The organism is Pseudomonas sp. BNK-30 (genome assembly GCF_047456185.1).
In the GTDB taxonomy this organism is placed as follows: domain Bacteria; phylum Pseudomonadota; class Gammaproteobacteria; order Pseudomonadales; family Pseudomonadaceae; genus Aquipseudomonas; species Aquipseudomonas putida_E.
The window spans coordinates 4,475,870-4,492,236 of the sequence record NZ_CP179904.1; the positions used below are offsets into that span (position 1 = coordinate 4,475,870).

Sequence of the window (16,367 nt, forward strand, 5' to 3'; positions counted from 1 at the left end):
ATCAGTCGCCCGTGGCAACCTGATGCGCCGGATCATTGATCCACTCACTCCACGACCCGGCATACAGCCTGCCCAGCGGATACCCCGCCAATGCCAGGGCAAACAGGTTATGGCAAGCCGTCACTCCCGAACCGCAATACGCCACCAGGTGTTCCGGTGAACGCCCCGCCAGCTTCTCGGCAAAGCGCTGCCTGAGCTGCTCTGGCGCCAGGAAACGCCCATCTTCGCCCAGGTTGTCGGTGAAGGCTGCGCACTGAGCGCCGGGAATATGCCCGGCCACCGGGTCGATCGGCTCCACATCCCCACGAAAACGCGGCAAGGCACGCGCATCGATCAGCGTCAGCTTGGGGCTTGCAAGCTCAGTGGCCAAGTGCTCGGCGTCAATCAGCAGCTTCGCATCCGGCTCGCCGTTGAACGTACCCTCATAGCGTGCCGGCGCGTCCAGGCTCAATGGCTGGCCCGCGGTGTGCCAGGCTTTGAGGCCTCCATCGAGAATGGCCACACCTGTGCGTTTACCCAACCAGGCCAGCAGCCACCAGGCACGGGCGGCAAAAGCACCAGGCCCATCGTCGTACAGCACCACTTCGCTGTCATTGTCCAGCCCCCACTCACGCAAACGCTCGACCAGCCGCTGTGGGTCAGGCAAGGGATGGCGGCCGGTCTTGCCCTTGCTCACCGGCCCACTCAGATCGCGCTCCAGGTCGGCGAAGTGCGCCCCGGCGATATGCCCCTCGGCATAGCTGCGTTGGCCGTAATCCACGTCTTCCAAGGCAAACCGACAATCGAGGATCACCAACTTGGGCGAGCCCAGGCGCTCGGCCAGTTGCTGCGGGGTGATCAATTGCGCAAGGGGCATGACAATCTCCTGATCGATGGCACGAAGGCTCTGGGTTAACGTTCCAGAGCCTGGTTGAACGGAACATGGAATTCCTGGCACAGGGCATCCACGGCACTGCGGGCGTTGGCGGTGACGAAGCCGAGTTCCAGTACCAGTACCTGATAGACGCCACGCTTGAAGGCTTCTTCACCTAGGTGAGCGGAGTGCTCGCGCGTGGTGCTGAGAAAGCGGACCCAAGAAGTAAGCACGATCCAGGCGTTGATGGTCAGCGATTCGATCTGCGCAGGTGCCATGACCAGAATGCCGGCCTCGACGAAGCCCCGATAGATCGCCTGGCCCTGGCGCAGGCAACGTTCGGAAAAGCGCCGGTAACGGGCAGCCAGCTCAGGGTCGCTGTCGAGCAGGTGCTCGAGGTCACGGTGCAGGAACCGGTAGCTCCACATCGCTGCGAGCAACGCCTTGAGATAGAAACGCTTGTCTTCGACGGTGGCGGCGCGCCCCTGCGGCGGGCGCAGGAAGCTGTCCACCAGCTCTTCGTACTGGCTGAACAGCAGGGCGATGATCGCCTGCTTGTTGGGGAAGTGGTAGTAGAGGTTGCCGGGCGAAATTTCCATGTGCGCAGCAATGTGGTTGGTACTCACGCTACGCTCGCCTTGCTGGTTGAACAGCTCAAGGCTGTTCTGCACGATGCGCTCTCGAGTCTTCATGCGCGGGGCCATGCTCAGCTCCCAGTCTGCAGGCTTACGGTAAGGGTCCATATTACGGGGTAACAGGGCCCGGATGCACCGTGCGGTGGCGGGAAAAATATTCGTACCATCGTCCCGATTAGAGTATAGGCTCTAGAGATTCTCTAGCCCCGATGAGAGCCGCCGTGACTTCACCTATCGCCGTGCCTCCCTTGCAGTCCGACATCGACCTGGCGGCCACGTTCGCCACCCAGCGCAAAGCATTTGCGGGCAACCCCATGGCGCCCCTGGCCCAACGCCGGCAATGGCTGAAAAGCCTGCGCGAGGCTGTGCTGGCGGATCAACAACGGCTGATAGAGGCGATCGATACGGACTTTTCCGGCCGCAGCGCCGACGAAACCCTGCTGGCCGAACTGTTGCCCTCGGTACAAGGTATTCGCCATGCCGAGCGCCACCTCAAGCGCTGGATGCGACCCGCAAGGCGAACCGTAGGCCTGGCCTTCCAGCCGGCCAGCGCCCGCGTGCTGTATCAGCCGCTTGGCGTAGTTGGCATCATCGTGCCGTGGAACTACCCGCTGTTTCTCGCCATCGGCCCGCTGACCTGCGCTTTGGCCGCCGGCAACCGGGTGATGCTCAAGCTCAGTGAGGCCACACCTGCCAGCGCCCTGGCGCTGAAAACCTTGCTTGAGCGGGTATTCCCGCACGAGCTGGTCAGCGTGGTGCTGGGCGAGGTGGAAGTCGGCCAGGCGTTTGCCCGGTTGCCCTTCGATCACCTGCTGTTCACCGGCGCCACCAGCGTCGGGCGCCAGGTCATGCTGGCCGCAGCACAAAACCTGACCCCGGTCACACTGGAGCTTGGCGGCAAGTCGCCAGCCATCGTTTCGTCCAGCGTGCCGCTGGACAGCGCTGCCGAGCGTATCGCGTTCGGCAAGACCCTCAATGCCGGCCAGACTTGCGTCGCCCCAGACTACGTCCTGGTACCACGCGAGCGCCTGAACGCCTTCAGCGATGCCTACCGCAGGGCGGTCCACCGGTTGTACCCGCGCATCGCCGACAACCCCGACTACAGCGCCATCATCAATCCGAGGCAATTGCAGCGCCTGCAACACCTGCTGGATGACGCCCGCAGCAAAGGCGCGCAGATCATCGACCTGTACCCAGACGAGCCCCGCCAAGGCAGGCGCCTGCCGCCGCAGCTGCTACTGGAGGTGAACGACAGCATGCAGGTGATGCAGGACGAAATCTTTGGCCCGCTGCTGCCGGTAGTACCCTATGACAGCCTCGACGGCGCACTGGCCTACATCAATGAACGGCCACGCCCACTGGCGCTGTACTACTTCGGCTACGACCGTGCCGAGCAGGAATATGTACTGCAGCACAGCCACTCCGGTGGTGTATGCCTCAACGACACACTGCTGCATGTCGCTCAGGACGACCTGCCGTTCGGCGGCATCGGCCCCTCGGGCATGGGGCACTACCACGGCCACGACGGCTTCCTGACCTTCAGCAAGGCCAAGGCAGTGCTGGCCAAGCAGCGCCTGAACGCCGCACGCCTGGTCTACCCGCCGTATGGCAAGGCCTTGCAGCGCCTGGTCTACAAACTGTTCATCCGCTGAGGGCCGGGCCATGCAGCGGCGCGAATTCATGCGTTTCAGCCTGGGAGCCAGCGTGTTTCTGGCCAGTGCCAGCCTGGTCGGTTGCAGCCCTCAGGCGCCTGCAACCGGGTACCACGTATTGCGCGATGACGACCTGCCATTGCTGCGGGCACTGATCCCGGTGGTGCTCGCCGGTACTTCGGCAAGCGCAGCACTGGTGCTGCCCACTCTCGACGCCAAACTGGCGGCACTGTCCCCGCAAATGCTCAAGCTCACCCGGCAATTGTTCGATGTGCTCAGCCTGCCGCTGACCCGTGGCCCACTGACCGGGGTCTGGGGCGCCTGGGAACAGGCCGGTGAACAGCAGATTGCGGGGTTTCTGCAACGCTGGCAGGACAGTTCGCTGAACCTGCTGCGCATGGGACACTCGTCGATCGTGCAACTGCTGACGATGGCCTGGTACGAGCGCCCGGAAAGTTGGGCCGCCTGTGGTTACCCCGGGCCGCCGAAAATCTGACCAACAACAAGAGCATCTTCAATGCCTGTCATCGACCCGTTTCGCCAAGGCCTCGAACGCGGCTGGATCACCTACGACGGCTCACGCCTGGGGCAGGACCTCAGCCTGCAAGCCGACATTGCCGTGATAGGCAGCGGTGCCGGCGGCGCCACCAGCGCGCAGATGCTCAGCGCCGCAGGCTTCAAGGTACTGCTGATCGAGGAAGGCCCGCTCAAGACCAGCAGTGACTTCCACCTGCTTGAGAATGAGGCCTACGCCAGTCTCTACCAGGAAGGCCTGGGCAGGATGAGCAAGGACGGCGCCATCACCATTCTGCAGGGCCGTGCGGTAGGCGGCACCACGCTGGTCAACTGGACCTCCAGCTTTCGCACGCCCACGCCGACCTTGGCCCACTGGGCCGCGGCCCACAACGTAAAAGGGCTGGACAACGACGCACTACGCCCCTGGTTCGAACGCATCGAGCAAGACCTCGGCATTACGCCTTGGGCGGTGCCGCCAAACGCCAACAACGACGTACTGCGCCGTGGGTGTGAACGGCTCGGCTACCGATGGGCCGTGATTGCGCGCAATGTCCGGGGGTGCTGGAACCTTGGCTATTGCGGCATGGGTTGCCCGGTCAACGCCAAACAATCGATGCTGGTGACGCGCATTCCAGCCATGCTCGACAAGGGCGGCGAGCTGCTGTATCTGGCCCGGGCCGAACGCTTCGAGCATGACGGCGAGCGCATCGAGCATCTGCGCTGCCAAGGGCTGGATGCTCAAGGGATACACACCAACGGGCGCAGCATCACTGTGCGCGCACGCCACTACATCCTCGCAGGCGGCGGCATCAACAGCCCCGCCCTGCTGCTGCGTTCCAAGGCTCCTGACCCCCACGAGCGCCTGGGCAAGCGGACCTTCCTGCACCTGGTCAACTTCAGCGCGGCACGCTTCGACGCACGCATCGACCCTTACTACGGCGCCCCGCAATCCATCTACAGTGACCACTTCCAATGGCAGGACGGCGTCGATGGCGCGGTCGGCTACAAACTTGAAGTGCCGCCCCTGCACCCGGCGCTGGCCAGCACCTTGCTCGGTGGCGATGGTGTCGAAAATGCCCGGCGCATGGCCGAGCTGCCGCATACCCACGTCATGCTTGCGCTGTTGCGCGACGGTTTCCACCCCGAAAGCCCGGGCGGCGCGGTGGAACTGCGTGGCGATGGCTCACCGGTGCTCGATTACCCGGTCACCGACTACTTGCGAGACGGCCTGCGCCGCGCCTTTCACAGCATGGCGCAGATCCAGTTCGCAGCAGGCGCCACGCAGGTTACACCCGCGCACAGCGATGCCCGCGCAGCTGCCAGTCTGGCGCAGGCCCAACGCATGATCGACGGTTTGCGCCTGGAGCCGTTCCAGACGCGCCTGGGCAGCGCACACGTGATGGGCGGCTGCGCAATGGGCGAGGATCCACGTCACGCGGTGTGCGACAGCCTGGGCCGTCACCATCAGCTGGAAAACCTGTCGATTCACGACGGCTCGCTGTTCCCGACCAGCATCGGTGCCAACCCACAACTGTCGGTCTACGCCATCAGCGCGAAGCTCACCGACACCCTGATAGCCCGCCTGGCACAGAGTGCATGACAACAAATGCCCCTGCTGTCTATAGTGCCATCAGCCGGCCGCATGACTTGGCCGGGCGCAATCGCTGCGCTACCATCCGACTCCCCAACGCACTCCAGCCAGGATGACGCGATGAACCGAGTGTTGTACCCGGGTACTTTCGACCCTATTACCAAGGGCCATGGCGACCTGGTCGAGCGCGCCTCGCGGCTGTTCGACCACGTGATCATCGCAGTGGCAGCCAGCCCGAAGAAAAACCCGCTGTTCCCGCTGGAACAACGGGTAGCGCTGGCCCGTGAGGTCACCAGGCACCTGCCCAATGTCGAAGTCATCGGCTTCTCCACCCTGCTTGCGCATTTTGCCAAGGAACAGGGCGCCAACGTCTTCTTGCGTGGGCTGAGGGCAGTGTCCGACTTCGAATACGAATTCCAGCTGGCGAACATGAATCGGCAACTGGCGCCAGAGGTCGAAAGCCTGTTCCTCACGCCTTCGGAGCGCTATTCGTTCATTTCCTCGACCCTGGTCCGGGAAATCGCAGCGCTGGGCGGCGACATCACCAAGTTCGTGCACCCGGTGGTGGCCGAGGCCCTGACTGAGCGTTTCAAGAAGTAAGCCTGAGCGCTGATTATCGCGCCCGCGTGCACTGCGGGCGCGAATGCGGCACAATTGTGCCCATTGCGTTGAACATGCCCGGGCGGTGAGCCCCGGCCGGAGTCCCCATGTCCCTGATAATCACCGACGATTGCATCAACTGCGACGTCTGCGAACCCGAGTGCCCGAACGAGGCAATCTCCCAAGGCGAAGAGATCTACGTGATCGATCCGAACCTGTGCACCCAGTGCGTGGGTCACTACGACGAGCCGCAGTGCCAGCAGGTCTGCCCGGTCGACTGCATCCCGCTGGATGAGGCGCACCCGGAAACCGAAGAGCAGCTGATGGCCAAGTACCGCCGGATTACCGGCAAGGCTTGAGCGCTGCGCTGCGCCTGATGGCCCAATCGCCGGCTAGCCGGCGATTGGGCCATGCCATTCAACGCTGGCAACGCGGGCAGTAAACGCTGGCCCGTTGCCCAAGCTTGGCCTCGCGCAAGGCAGTGCCACACAGCTTGCAAGGCATACCGCCCCGGCCGTACACGAACAGTTCCTGCTGGAAATACCCAGGCTGCCCGTCGCCGCCAATGAAATCGCGCAAGGTCGTACCCCCTTGCTCGATGGCTGCCGCCAGCACGCGCTTTATCTCGATGGCCAGTTTCAGGTAACGGGCACGGGAGATTCCGCCCGCCTCACGGCGCGGGTCGATACCGGCGGCAAACAGCGCCTCGGTCGCGTAGATATTGCCCACGCCCACCACCACCGCGTTATCCATGATGAAAGGCTTGACGGCCATCGTCCGCCCGCGCGACAGCTGAAACAGGCGCTCGCCGTCGAACAGGTCGGTCAACGGCTCTGGGCCCAGACGCAGCAGCAACTCGTGATTGAGCGGATCGAGGCTCCAGAGCATGGCACCGAACCGGCGTGGGTCGGTGTAGCGCAGCATCAGCCCCGACTCCAGCTCGATATCGACGTGCTCATGCTTGGCCGCCGGTAGCCCCATCTGCACCAGACGCAGGTTGCCCGACATGCCCAGATGGCTGATCAAGGTGCCGACCTCGGCATTGATCAGCAGGTACTTGGCGCGCCGCTCGACGCTGAGAATACGCTGCCCGGACAAACGCACGTCCAGGTCCTCCGGGATTGGCCAGCGCAAGCGCCGGTCTCGCACCACCACGCGGCTGACCCGCTGGCCTTCCAGGTGCGGTGCGATACCGCGCCGCGTAGTCTCGACTTCGGGTAATTCCGGCATGAATCAGTGCCCGCCCAGCTCGCGAATGGTCTGTTTGAGGTTCTCGAAGTCGTACTCCGACAAACCGATGTAGTCCAGTACCAGCGGGCCGACCGCATTCCACTCATGGTCGACATGCTGGTTGCCCAAGACCCGGCAGGACGCACAGATGTGTTCGGCCATCTTCAGCACCGCCAGCAGGTTCTTCAGCTGGCTCTGGGTGTTGCGCGGCGACTCCTCGCGGAACACGGCCAAGGCATTGTGATGGTTGGCGATGGCCGCGCTGATGTGCTCCGGCAGGCGCCAGGACTTGGCGGTGAAATAGCCGACCACCGAATGATTGGTGTTGAATGCACGGTTCTCGGTGTCGACCACGCGTGTTTGCGCATCAGCCTTGGCGTAGGCCTCTTCAAGTACATCCATATAGTTGGGGAAACGCTTGAGCATCAGCGGGACGCCGCAATCATGGAACAGCCCGAGGGTGTAGGCCTCGTCCGCCGCCTGGATGCCGGTGCGCTTGGCCAGTGTCAGGCAGGTCATGGCCACGTCCTGGGCAGTGTCCCAGAAGCGGTTGAGGGTAACGATGGTCTCGTCGCTCATCTCGCCCTTGATCGACTGGGCGTTGATCAGGTTGATGATCGAACGGCTACCCAGCAGGTTCACCGCACGCTGGATCGAACCGATCTTGTTGGACAGCCCGAAGTGCGGCGAGTTGACCAGCTTGAGCAAGGCACCGGACAAGCCCGGGTCCTGGGAAATCAGCTTGGCGATGGTTTCCAGGTCCGGGTCGGGCATGTACTGCTCGAACTGCAGGTCGACCATGATCTGCGGTTGCGGCGGGATGGTAATGCCTTGCAAGGCTTGCTGGATCTGTTCGGCGCTGAGTTCTTGGGACATACGTACATACTCGTTGAGGACGGGGGATTCTAACCCTGTAGGTCGCTCGACTTGTAGCGCTTGTGCCCGCGAACAGGCAGGGCAGTTTGTCGTACCCTGCACCGAATCAAGGGCCAACCGGTTATACTCCCGCTCTTTTTTCCCGGAGCGACGTCATGTCCCTGCCCAGCCTTCGCCTCAAAGCCAATGCCGACCGCCGCCTGCGCGCCGGCCACCTGTGGGTCTACAGCAACGAAGTCGATGTCACCGCGACGCCGCTGCAGGGCTTTCAGGCCGGCCAACAGGCGATCCTCGAGGCCGCCAACGGCAAGCCGCTGGGTATCGTGGCGCTGAGCCCGAACAACCTGATCTGCGCCCGCCTGCTGTCACGCGATGCCAAGCTGCCGCTGGACAAGTCGCTGCTGGTACACCGCCTCAACGTCGCCCTGTCCCTGCGCCAGCGCCTGTTCGACCAGCCGTGCTACCGCCTGGTCTATGGTGATTCCGACCTGCTGCCGGGCCTGGTGGTCGACCGCTTCTTCGACATTCTCGTGGTGCAACTGGCCTCGGCCACCATGGAACTGCACAAGGACGACGTGATCGCCGCCCTGGTCCAGGTCCTCAAGCCCAGCGGCATCCTGTTCAAGAACGATTCCGCCGCCCGTGACGCCGAAGGCTTGCAGCGTTACGTCGAAACCGTCTACGGCGAAGTGCCGGACTGGGTCCCGCTGGAAGAAAACGGCGTGAAGTTCGAAGCGCCAGTACGCGAAGGCCAGAAGACCGGCTGGTTCTATGACCACCGCATGAACCGCGCGCGCCTGGCGCCCTACGTCAAAGGCAAGCGTGTGCTCGACCTGTTCAGCTACATCGGTGGTTGGGGCGTGCAGGCCGGCGCATTCGGCGCCAGCGAAGTGTTCTGCGTGGATGCCTCGGGCTTTGCACTGGATGGCGTGGAGCGTAACGCCGCGCTCAATGGCATCAGCGAAAAACTGACCTGCATCGAAGGCGACGTGTTCGAGGCTCTGCGCGAGCTGAAGGCCGCTGAAGAGCGCTTCGATGTGATCATTGCCGACCCACCCGCGTTCATCAAGCGCAAGAAAGACCTGAAAAACGGCGAAGCCGCCTACCGCCGCCTCAACGAACAGGCCATGCGCATGCTGACCAAGGACGGCATCCTGGTCAGTGCTTCGTGCTCGATGCACCTGCCCGAAGACGACCTGAACAACATCCTGCTGACCAGCGCCCGCCACCTGGACCGCAACCTGCAAATGCTCGAACGCGGCGGCCAGGGCCCGGACCACCCGGTTCACCCGGCCATCGCTGAAACCCGCTATATCAAGAGCATTACCTGCCGGTTGCTGCCCAACAGCTGATTCACGTCCAAGGGGCCGCGCTGCGGCCCCTTGGGTGCCTCAGATGCCCAGCACGTAAGAAGCAATACCGAAATACACCAGCACCCCTGCCGCATCGGCGATAGAGGTCACCAGCGGCCCGCTGGCAGTGGCCGGGTCGAGCTTGAGCCTGGTGAACATGAAGGGCAGGCTCATGCCAATCAGGCTGCCCAGCAAGACGATCACCAGCATGCTGCTGGCAACGATCAAGGCGACATCCGCCCCACCGCGCAGCGCCCCCAGCGATGCCACCGCCACTGCCATGGTGCCGCCCAGCGCCAGCGCCACAGCGCATTCACGTGCCAGCATGCGCAACCAGTCGCGCATCACCACCTCACCCGTTGCCAAACCACGCACCATCAATGTCGCCGACTGCGCGCCCGCGTTGCCACCGCTGTCCACCAACAGCGGCAGGAAGAACACCAGGACGATATGCGCGGCAATGGTTTCCTCGAATGCCGCGATCCCCGCCCCCGAAAACAGATTGCCGAACACCAGCAGCACCAGCCACAGCACCCGCTTGCGGTACAGCAGGCTGACAGTGGCGTCCCTGAGATTGCCCACGTGGTTGGTGATGGAGGCGCCCTTGTGGAAGTCCTCGGTAGCCTCTTCGACGACCACATCGAGTGCGTCATCGCAGGTCACCAGGCCGACCAAACGGCCGGCCTCATCCAGCACCGGCACCGCCAGCAGGTCGTGCTCGCGGATCAACCGCGCCACTTCCTCCTGGCGGGTCGAGGTACACACGCAGATGACCTTGCGCACCATGAGCTGCTCGATCGGCTGTTCACGCGCCGCAAGGATAAGCTCGCGCAGGGAAAGCGAACCCAGCAGGTTGCGTTTCTCGTCGAGCACATAGGACTGATAGATGGTTTCGGCATCTGCGGCCTCGCGGCGCAGCATGTCGATCGCCTGGCTGGCAGTGAGGCCGGCATCCAGACACGAATACTCGCTGGTCATCAGGTAACCGGCTGTGCCCTCGGGGTAGCCTTCAGGATGAAGCAGGCCATCACGACGCGCCTGTGCAGCCTGACGCAGGTCGAACGGGGAAACGACGAAATCGGAAGTGTGTTGCATGAGATTCTCCAGGCGCCGACGCAGGCACCCGTAAACCTCAGCCTCACGAGCTCAAGCCTTCGGAAGCCCTGGCGACGGCGCGCTCAGTGCCAATTTGCAGGTTCTGTATGAACTGAAACTGGGAAGGTCCATTGAGGTGTTGTCTCGTGATACCGCACATGCGGCGCGGCGGATAATAAGCAGCCAATGCGCACCTGTCAGCTGCGCACCGGGCTTTTCAGATCGGTCCTACAAAGTGCCGGTCATGCTCCCCAAGCCACCGCCCAGACACATCGCCATTCCCTCGCCGCGCCAGCGGTGTAGAATCGGGCTATTCATCGCCAGTCATCCCCGGCGGGTTTATGAGCTCTGGTCGAGCACGCGGCGATCCCGTTGTGTCTTCGGCCCCATCCGTGCCAGTGGCAACCGGCCTAAGGCGCATAGGAAAAGAGAAGCTCACTCCCCTTTTTGTGACCTGATTAAGCCGCCAGGAGTGCTTCATGCCTGATTATCGTTCCAAGACTTCCACCCAAGGCCGCAACATGGCCGGCGCCCGTGCCCTGTGGCGCGCCACCGGGATGAAGGACGAAGATTTCAAGAAACCGATCATTGCCATCGCCAACTCGTTCACCCAGTTCGTCCCGGGCCATGTGCACCTGAAGGACCTGGGCCAACTGGTCGCCCGCGAGATCGAACGCGCCGGTGGCGTGGCCAAAGAGTTCAACACCATTGCGGTCGATGACGGCATCGCCATGGGCCATGACGGCATGCTGTACTCCCTGCCCAGCCGCGAGATCATCGCCGACGCCGTGGAATACATGGTCAACGCCCACTGCGCCGACGCCATCGTGTGCATTTCCAACTGCGACAAGATCACCCCCGGCATGCTGATGGCCGCCCTGCGCCTGAACATCCCGGTGATCTTCGTGTCCGGCGGCCCGATGGAAGCGGGCAAGACCAAACTGGCCAGCCACGGCCTGGACCTGGTCGACGCCATGGTCATTGCTGCAGACTCCTCGGCCTCCGACGAAAAGGTTGCCGAGTACGAGCGCAGCGCCTGCCCGACCTGCGGTTCCTGCTCCGGCATGTTCACCGCCAACTCCATGAACTGCCTGACCGAAGCACTCGGCCTGGCCTTGCCTGGCAACGGTTCGACCCTGGCCACCCACGCCGACCGTGAGCAGCTGTTCCTCACCGCCGGCCGTACGATCGTCGAGTTGTGCAAGCGCTACTACGGCGAGAACGACGAGTCGGTCCTGCCGCGCAGCATCGCCAACTTCAAGGCGTTCGAAAACGCCATGATGCTCGACATCGCCATGGGCGGTTCGACCAACACCATCCTGCACCTGCTGGCCGCAGCGCAGGAAGGCGAGGTGGCATTCGACCTGCGTGACATCGACCGCCTGTCGCGCAAAGTGCCGCAGCTGTGCAAAGTGGCGCCGAACATCCAGAAGTACCACATGGAAGACGTCCACCGCGCCGGCGGCATCTTCAGCATCCTCGGTTCGCTGGCCCGCGGCGGCCTGCTGCACACCGACCTGCCTACGGTACACAGCCGCAGCATGGAAGAGGCCATCGCCAAGTGGGATATCACCCAGACCGACGATGAGGCGGTGCACACCTTCTTCAAAGCCGGCCCGGCGGGTATTCCGACCCAGACGGCCTTCAGCCAGTCGACCCGTTGGGAAACCCTGGACGACGACCGTGAAAACGGCTGCATCCGCAGCTTCGAACATGCCTACTCACAGGAAGGCGGCCTGGCCGTGCTGTACGGCAACATCGCCCTGGACGGCTGCGTGGTGAAAACCGCAGGTGTCGATGAGTCGATCCACGTGTTCGAAGGCAACGCTAAAATCTTCGAAAGCCAGGACAGCGCGGTGCGCGGCATCCTCGCCGACGAAGTGAAGGCCGGTGACATCGTCATCATCCGCTACGAAGGCCCGAAAGGCGGCCCGGGCATGCAAGAAATGCTCTACCCGACTTCGTACCTGAAATCCAAAGGCCTGGGCAAAGCTTGCGCGTTGCTCACCGATGGCCGCTTCTCGGGTGGTACCTCGGGCCTGTCGATCGGCCATGCCTCGCCAGAAGCCGCCGCTGGTGGCGCCATCGGCCTGGTACGTGACGGCGACAAGGTATTGATCGACATCCCCAACCGTTCGATCAACCTGCAGGTCAGTGATGAAGAGCTGGCTGCACGCCGCGTGGAGCAGGACAAGAAAGGCTGGAAACCGGCCGAAGTGCGCCCACGCAAGGTGACCACCGCGCTGAAAGCCTACGCCCTGCTGGCGACCAGTGCCGACAAGGGTGCTGTGCGCGACAAGGCGATGCTTGAAGGGCTGTGAGGCCTTGATGATGTGAAGAAACCGGCGCCCTGAGCCCTAGTGCCAGGCAGTCAAGTGATTTAGGGCCGCTTTGCGGCCCATCGCCGGCAAGCCGGCTCCCACAGGTGCCCCGCTGCTCTCAAGCTCAGCGCAAACCCAGTGGGAGCCGGCTTGCCGGCGATAGGGCCGGTAAATCCGATGCAAGACTCAAAAGAAAGCCCCGCAAAGGTAATCCTGGCTAGAAAGTTCGCACCAGTGGCATTCGTCCTGATGAAAAATCAGAACGAATAGGTCACCAAAGGCGCGAAAATGGCTTGCTGATAACCATAGAGTCTCCCACATGTACAGCGCAGACTTCAGGAACTGCGCGGTCCATGTGGGCCTGCACAGGCACCCAATGGCCTACTGAATCTGCTCCGGCGTGACGATCACCCAGTTCTTGTCCGCTGTCACCGGCAACCCGGCCTTCGCCTGGGCCGCCGCGTTCCTGGCGATCATCCCGTTCAACTGGTCCATGTACTTGGCCTTGCGGTTTATCCACAGGTGGATACCGCCCTTGCCAATGTCCACGCCATGAAACTGCATGTAGCCATCACTGGTCGGGGTATCACCGCCCACCAGTACCGGCTTCTTCCACTCATCGATATAGGAAAGGATCGCCGCCTGTTTGCCAGCCATCCAGGTCGCCGGCGTCCACAGGTAAGGGGTCAGTTCCAGGCCAGCGTTGGCCGTCGCATCGTACTTGCCTTCACTGATCTGCTTGCGTGCGGTGGTCAAGTGGCCGCTGGTGCGGTCCTTGAGTAGCAGGCTAACGCCTATGACGTTCTGCGGTTTCACGTTGTAGCCGTACTTGGGGTCGGACGCGACCATGCGCACCAGCTCTTCGGACGCTGCCGAAATGACATACACCTCGATGCCATTTTCCATCAGTTTGTTGTAAAGCTCGGCCTGGCCGGTGAAGACCTTGGGTGGTTGCACCTCGATGGCTTTTACCTTGCCCCCTTCAAAGTAGGTGCTAGGGATAGGCGTGGCAGAAGCCATCAGCTCATCGACCTGCACTTTCAGCTCCTTGAGGGTAAAGCCCGAGAACACCTGGGCCACCCACGGGTAACAGACCATGTCGTCGATTTCGCACAGGCGGTAGTAGTAACTGAACAGGCTTTCCTTGTGCTCGGCGGTGTCTTTGAACGGGATCAGCTTGAGTGACGGGTCGAGCTTTTCGCGGGTCAGCAGGCCCTTGTTCTCCATGAACGGCAGCAAGGCTTCTTCAAGGTCGTAGCGGTAGCTGGTGTTGTCCATGTCGAACACCGCGTAATTTCCCTTGTTGGCATTGGCGGCAATCATCGCGTCGAGCTGCTTGGCCGCCTCAGTTGGCCAGTGCTTAAGCTCAGTGGCTCCGCTTTCGATACTGAACAGCAGGGACAAACCGATGGCCAAGGCTTTCGGAGCAAACTTCATGTACGAATCTCCTGAATTGATCGGGAAAAGCTAGACCACTCACTCACCCGAGCCCCCTTCCACTGCGACGCTCATACAATTGTAAACGTCGTGTTCATTGCTATTTACGACCACCTGTTATTCCATAAACGACTAAGCAAATTACCTTTGGGTATAAATTCGTTTGTTTTCAGGCTGTTAGCATTTCCGTTCGCAATCGCTCACAGAGGCGATGCCTCTTCTGCTTTTTCCTGGAGCTTCAATGAACCTGCCGCTGTCTCTCAACCTGCTGGTGTTCCTGGCCTTGCTGCTGGGCCTGGCGCAAACTCGCCATACCGACTGGAGCCTGGCCAAGAAAGTCCTGCTCGGCCTGGCATTGGGTGTGGGCTTCGGCCTGGTGCTGCACACCATCTACGGTGCTGGCCACCCGGTACTGAAAGCCACCATCGGCTGGCTGGACCTGGTCGGCAACGGCTATGTCGGCTTGCTGCAGATGATCGTCATGCCGCTGATCTTCGCCTCGATCCTCAGCGCCGTAGCCCGCCTGCACAACGCCTCCGCGCTTGGCCGCATCAGCGTCCTGACCATCGGCACACTGCTGCTGACCACTGCCATCGCTGCGCTGATCGGTATCGCCCTGACCAATCTGTTCGGCCTGAGTGCCGAGGGGCTGGTGGCAGGCGTACAGGAAAGCGCACGCCTGCAGGCCATCCACAGTGACTATGCCGGCAAGGTCGCCGACCTCAACATCCCGCAACTGCTGCTTTCGTTCATCCCAAGCAATCCGGTAGGCGACCTGGCACGGGCCAAGCCGACCTCGATCATCAGCGTGGTGATCTTCGCCGTGTTCGTCGGGCTGGCCGCGCTGCAGCTGATCAAGGATGACTCCGAGAAGGGCGCACGCGCCCTCTCGGCCATCGATACACTGCAGGCCTGGGTAATGCGCCTGGTGCGCCTGGTGATGAAGCTGACCCCGTACGGCGTGCTGGCGCTGATGACCAAAGTGGTGGCCAGCTCTAACCTGGACGACATCCTCAAGCTCGGCAGTTTCGTCGTCGTGTCGTACATCGGCCTGGGCCTGATGTTCGTGGTGCACGGCATCATCCTGGCCGCAACCGGCGTCAGCCCGCTGCGCTTCTTGCGCAAGGTATGGCCGGTGCTGACCTTCGCCTTCACCAGCCGCTCCAGCGCGGCGAGCATCCCGTTGAACATCGAGGCGCAGACCCGTCGCCTGGGCGTACCACAGTCGATCGCCAGCTTCAGCGCCTCGTTCGGTGCAACCATTGGCCAGAATGGCTGCGCCGGGCTCTACCCGGCCATGTTGGCGGTGATGGTGGCCCCGGCAGTGGGTATCGACACCTTCGACCCGCTGTGGATCGCGACCTTGGTGGCCATCGTGACCTTGAGTTCCGCTGGCGTTGCCGGCGTGGGCGGCGGTGCGACCTTCGCAGCGCTGATCGTGCTGCCAGCGATGGGGCTGCCGGTCGAGCTGGTGGCACTGCTGATTTCGGTTGAGCCGCTGATCGACATGGGCCGAACGGCCTTGAACGTGAACGGCTCGATGACGGCGGGCGTGGTGACCAGCCAGTTGTTGAAAGAAACCGACAAGGATGTGCTGGCCGGCGAAGAGCATGCCGAGCTGAGCCAATCCTGATATAGACGGGGCTGCTTGCGCAGCCCCAACCACTTCAAGACTTGTCCCACACCTCGAAGTGATACGCAGGCTTGTCCGCTTCTGCCTGCGGCTCACTCGATGCCAGCTGCCACTGCGCCTTGTCGAACTCCGGGAACCACGCATCCCCTTGCGGCGAAAGCTCCACCCGGGTCAGATACATACGGTTCACCAAGCCCTTTTCCAGGGCCTGAGCGTACAACTGTGCGCCGCCGATCAGCATCAGTTCGTCAACACCCTGCTCACGTGCCCACTGCTCAGCGCGCTCCAGCGCATCTTCGAGCGAAGCGAACACTTCGGCCCCGGCCAGCACCAAGCCGGCCTGACGGCTGACCACGATGTTCAGGCGCCCCGGCAGCGGCCTGCCCAGCGAGTCCCAGGTCTTGCGGCCCATGATGATCGGCTTGCCCAAGGTGGTGGCCTTGAAATATTTGAAATCCCCCGGCAAGTGCCAGGGCATGGTGTTGTCGATGCCGATGACGCGGTTCTCGGCGAGGGCCGCAATCAGGCTGAGGGGGAGTGAAGTAGTCATGCCGGCGAGGATAGCAAACCCATGGT

The 16,367-nt window shown here is 62.5% G+C and carries 15 protein-coding genes; 8 read left to right on the forward strand and 7 right to left on the reverse strand.

The window, feature by feature from the left end; genetic code table 11:
* Position 1: 1 nt before the first annotated feature.
* Positions 2-856: a sulfurtransferase gene (locus ACMGGN_RS20705; RefSeq protein WP_204919402.1), complete on the reverse strand. Its 855-nt coding sequence runs from the start codon at positions 854-856 to the stop codon at positions 2-4.
* Positions 857-891: 35 nt separating this feature from the next.
* Complete coding sequence (locus tag ACMGGN_RS20710; RefSeq protein WP_046787081.1) at positions 892-1,557, reverse strand: TetR/AcrR family transcriptional regulator; 666 nt, start codon at positions 1,555-1,557, stop codon at positions 892-894.
* A 152-nt stretch (positions 1,558-1,709) separates the two neighbouring features.
* Between ACMGGN_RS20710 and ACMGGN_RS20715 the strand changes: the two genes are divergently transcribed.
* From ACMGGN_RS20715 to ACMGGN_RS20735, 5 genes are all read left to right on the forward strand, one after another.
* Positions 1,710-3,140, forward strand: a complete 1,431-nt coding sequence (locus ACMGGN_RS20715) for a coniferyl aldehyde dehydrogenase (protein WP_414156259.1) — start codon at positions 1,710-1,712, stop codon at positions 3,138-3,140.
* A gap of 10 nt (positions 3,141-3,150) precedes the next feature.
* Positions 3,151-3,636, forward strand: coding sequence for a twin-arginine translocation pathway signal protein (locus ACMGGN_RS20720; protein ID WP_174141030.1), 486 nt, complete (start codon positions 3,151-3,153; stop codon positions 3,634-3,636).
* 21 nt (positions 3,637-3,657) lie between these two features.
* Positions 3,658-5,256, forward strand: a complete 1,599-nt coding sequence (locus ACMGGN_RS20725) for a GMC family oxidoreductase N-terminal domain-containing protein (protein ID WP_414156260.1) — start codon at positions 3,658-3,660, stop codon at positions 5,254-5,256.
* Between the two features lie 111 nt (positions 5,257-5,367).
* Positions 5,368-5,847 carry a pantetheine-phosphate adenylyltransferase gene (coaD, locus tag ACMGGN_RS20730; RefSeq protein WP_039601221.1) on the forward strand — a complete coding sequence of 160 codons (480 nt, stop codon included), beginning with the start codon at positions 5,368-5,370 and terminating at the stop codon, positions 5,845-5,847.
* A gap of 107 nt (positions 5,848-5,954) precedes the next feature.
* Positions 5,955-6,206 (forward strand): YfhL family 4Fe-4S dicluster ferredoxin, encoded by a 252-nt coding sequence (locus ACMGGN_RS20735; RefSeq protein ID WP_009683359.1) that lies wholly within the window; start codon positions 5,955-5,957, stop codon positions 6,204-6,206.
* Between the two features lie 58 nt (positions 6,207-6,264).
* Here the strand turns inward: ACMGGN_RS20735 and mutM are convergent, their stop codons facing one another.
* The gene (gene mutM / locus ACMGGN_RS20740) at positions 6,265-7,077 is read right to left on the reverse strand and encodes a bifunctional DNA-formamidopyrimidine glycosylase/DNA-(apurinic or apyrimidinic site) lyase (RefSeq protein WP_115273352.1); all 813 of its coding nucleotides are present in this window, start codon (positions 7,075-7,077) and stop codon (positions 6,265-6,267) included.
* Positions 7,078-7,080: 3 nt separating this feature from the next.
* Positions 7,081-7,899, reverse strand: a complete 819-nt coding sequence (locus ACMGGN_RS20745; protein WP_174141113.1) for an HDOD domain-containing protein — start codon at positions 7,897-7,899, stop codon at positions 7,081-7,083.
* 209 nt (positions 7,900-8,108) lie between these two features.
* Between ACMGGN_RS20745 and ACMGGN_RS20750 the strand changes: the two genes are divergently transcribed.
* The gene (locus ACMGGN_RS20750; protein WP_046787023.1) at positions 8,109-9,305 is read left to right on the forward strand and encodes a class I SAM-dependent rRNA methyltransferase; all 1,197 of its coding nucleotides are present in this window, start codon (positions 8,109-8,111) and stop codon (positions 9,303-9,305) included.
* Between the two features lie 39 nt (positions 9,306-9,344).
* On the opposite strand, the gene mgtE is transcribed toward ACMGGN_RS20750, so the two are convergent.
* Positions 9,345-10,400: a magnesium transporter gene (mgtE, locus tag ACMGGN_RS20755; RefSeq protein WP_046787022.1), complete on the reverse strand. Its 1,056-nt coding sequence runs from the start codon at positions 10,398-10,400 to the stop codon at positions 9,345-9,347.
* Between the two features lie 479 nt (positions 10,401-10,879).
* Between mgtE and ilvD the strand changes: the two genes are divergently transcribed.
* Positions 10,880-12,721, forward strand: coding sequence for a dihydroxy-acid dehydratase (ilvD, locus tag ACMGGN_RS20760; protein WP_119688112.1), 1,842 nt, complete (start codon positions 10,880-10,882; stop codon positions 12,719-12,721).
* Positions 12,722-13,102: 381 nt separating this feature from the next.
* Here ilvD and ACMGGN_RS20765 read toward each other — a convergent pair whose 3' ends face one another.
* The gene (locus tag ACMGGN_RS20765) at positions 13,103-14,158 is read right to left on the reverse strand and encodes a haloacid dehalogenase-like hydrolase (protein WP_174141031.1); all 1,056 of its coding nucleotides are present in this window, start codon (positions 14,156-14,158) and stop codon (positions 13,103-13,105) included.
* Positions 14,159-14,399: 241 nt separating this feature from the next.
* Here ACMGGN_RS20765 and ACMGGN_RS20770 point away from each other — a divergent pair, with 241 nt between their 5' ends.
* Positions 14,400-15,791: an L-cystine transporter gene (locus ACMGGN_RS20770; RefSeq protein ID WP_174141032.1), complete on the forward strand. Its 1,392-nt coding sequence runs from the start codon at positions 14,400-14,402 to the stop codon at positions 15,789-15,791.
* Between the two features lie 34 nt (positions 15,792-15,825).
* On the opposite strand, the gene ACMGGN_RS20775 is transcribed toward ACMGGN_RS20770, so the two are convergent.
* The gene (locus ACMGGN_RS20775) at positions 15,826-16,341 is read right to left on the reverse strand and encodes a dihydrofolate reductase (RefSeq protein WP_115273350.1); all 516 of its coding nucleotides are present in this window, start codon (positions 16,339-16,341) and stop codon (positions 15,826-15,828) included.
* Positions 16,342-16,367 lie beyond the last annotated feature (26 nt).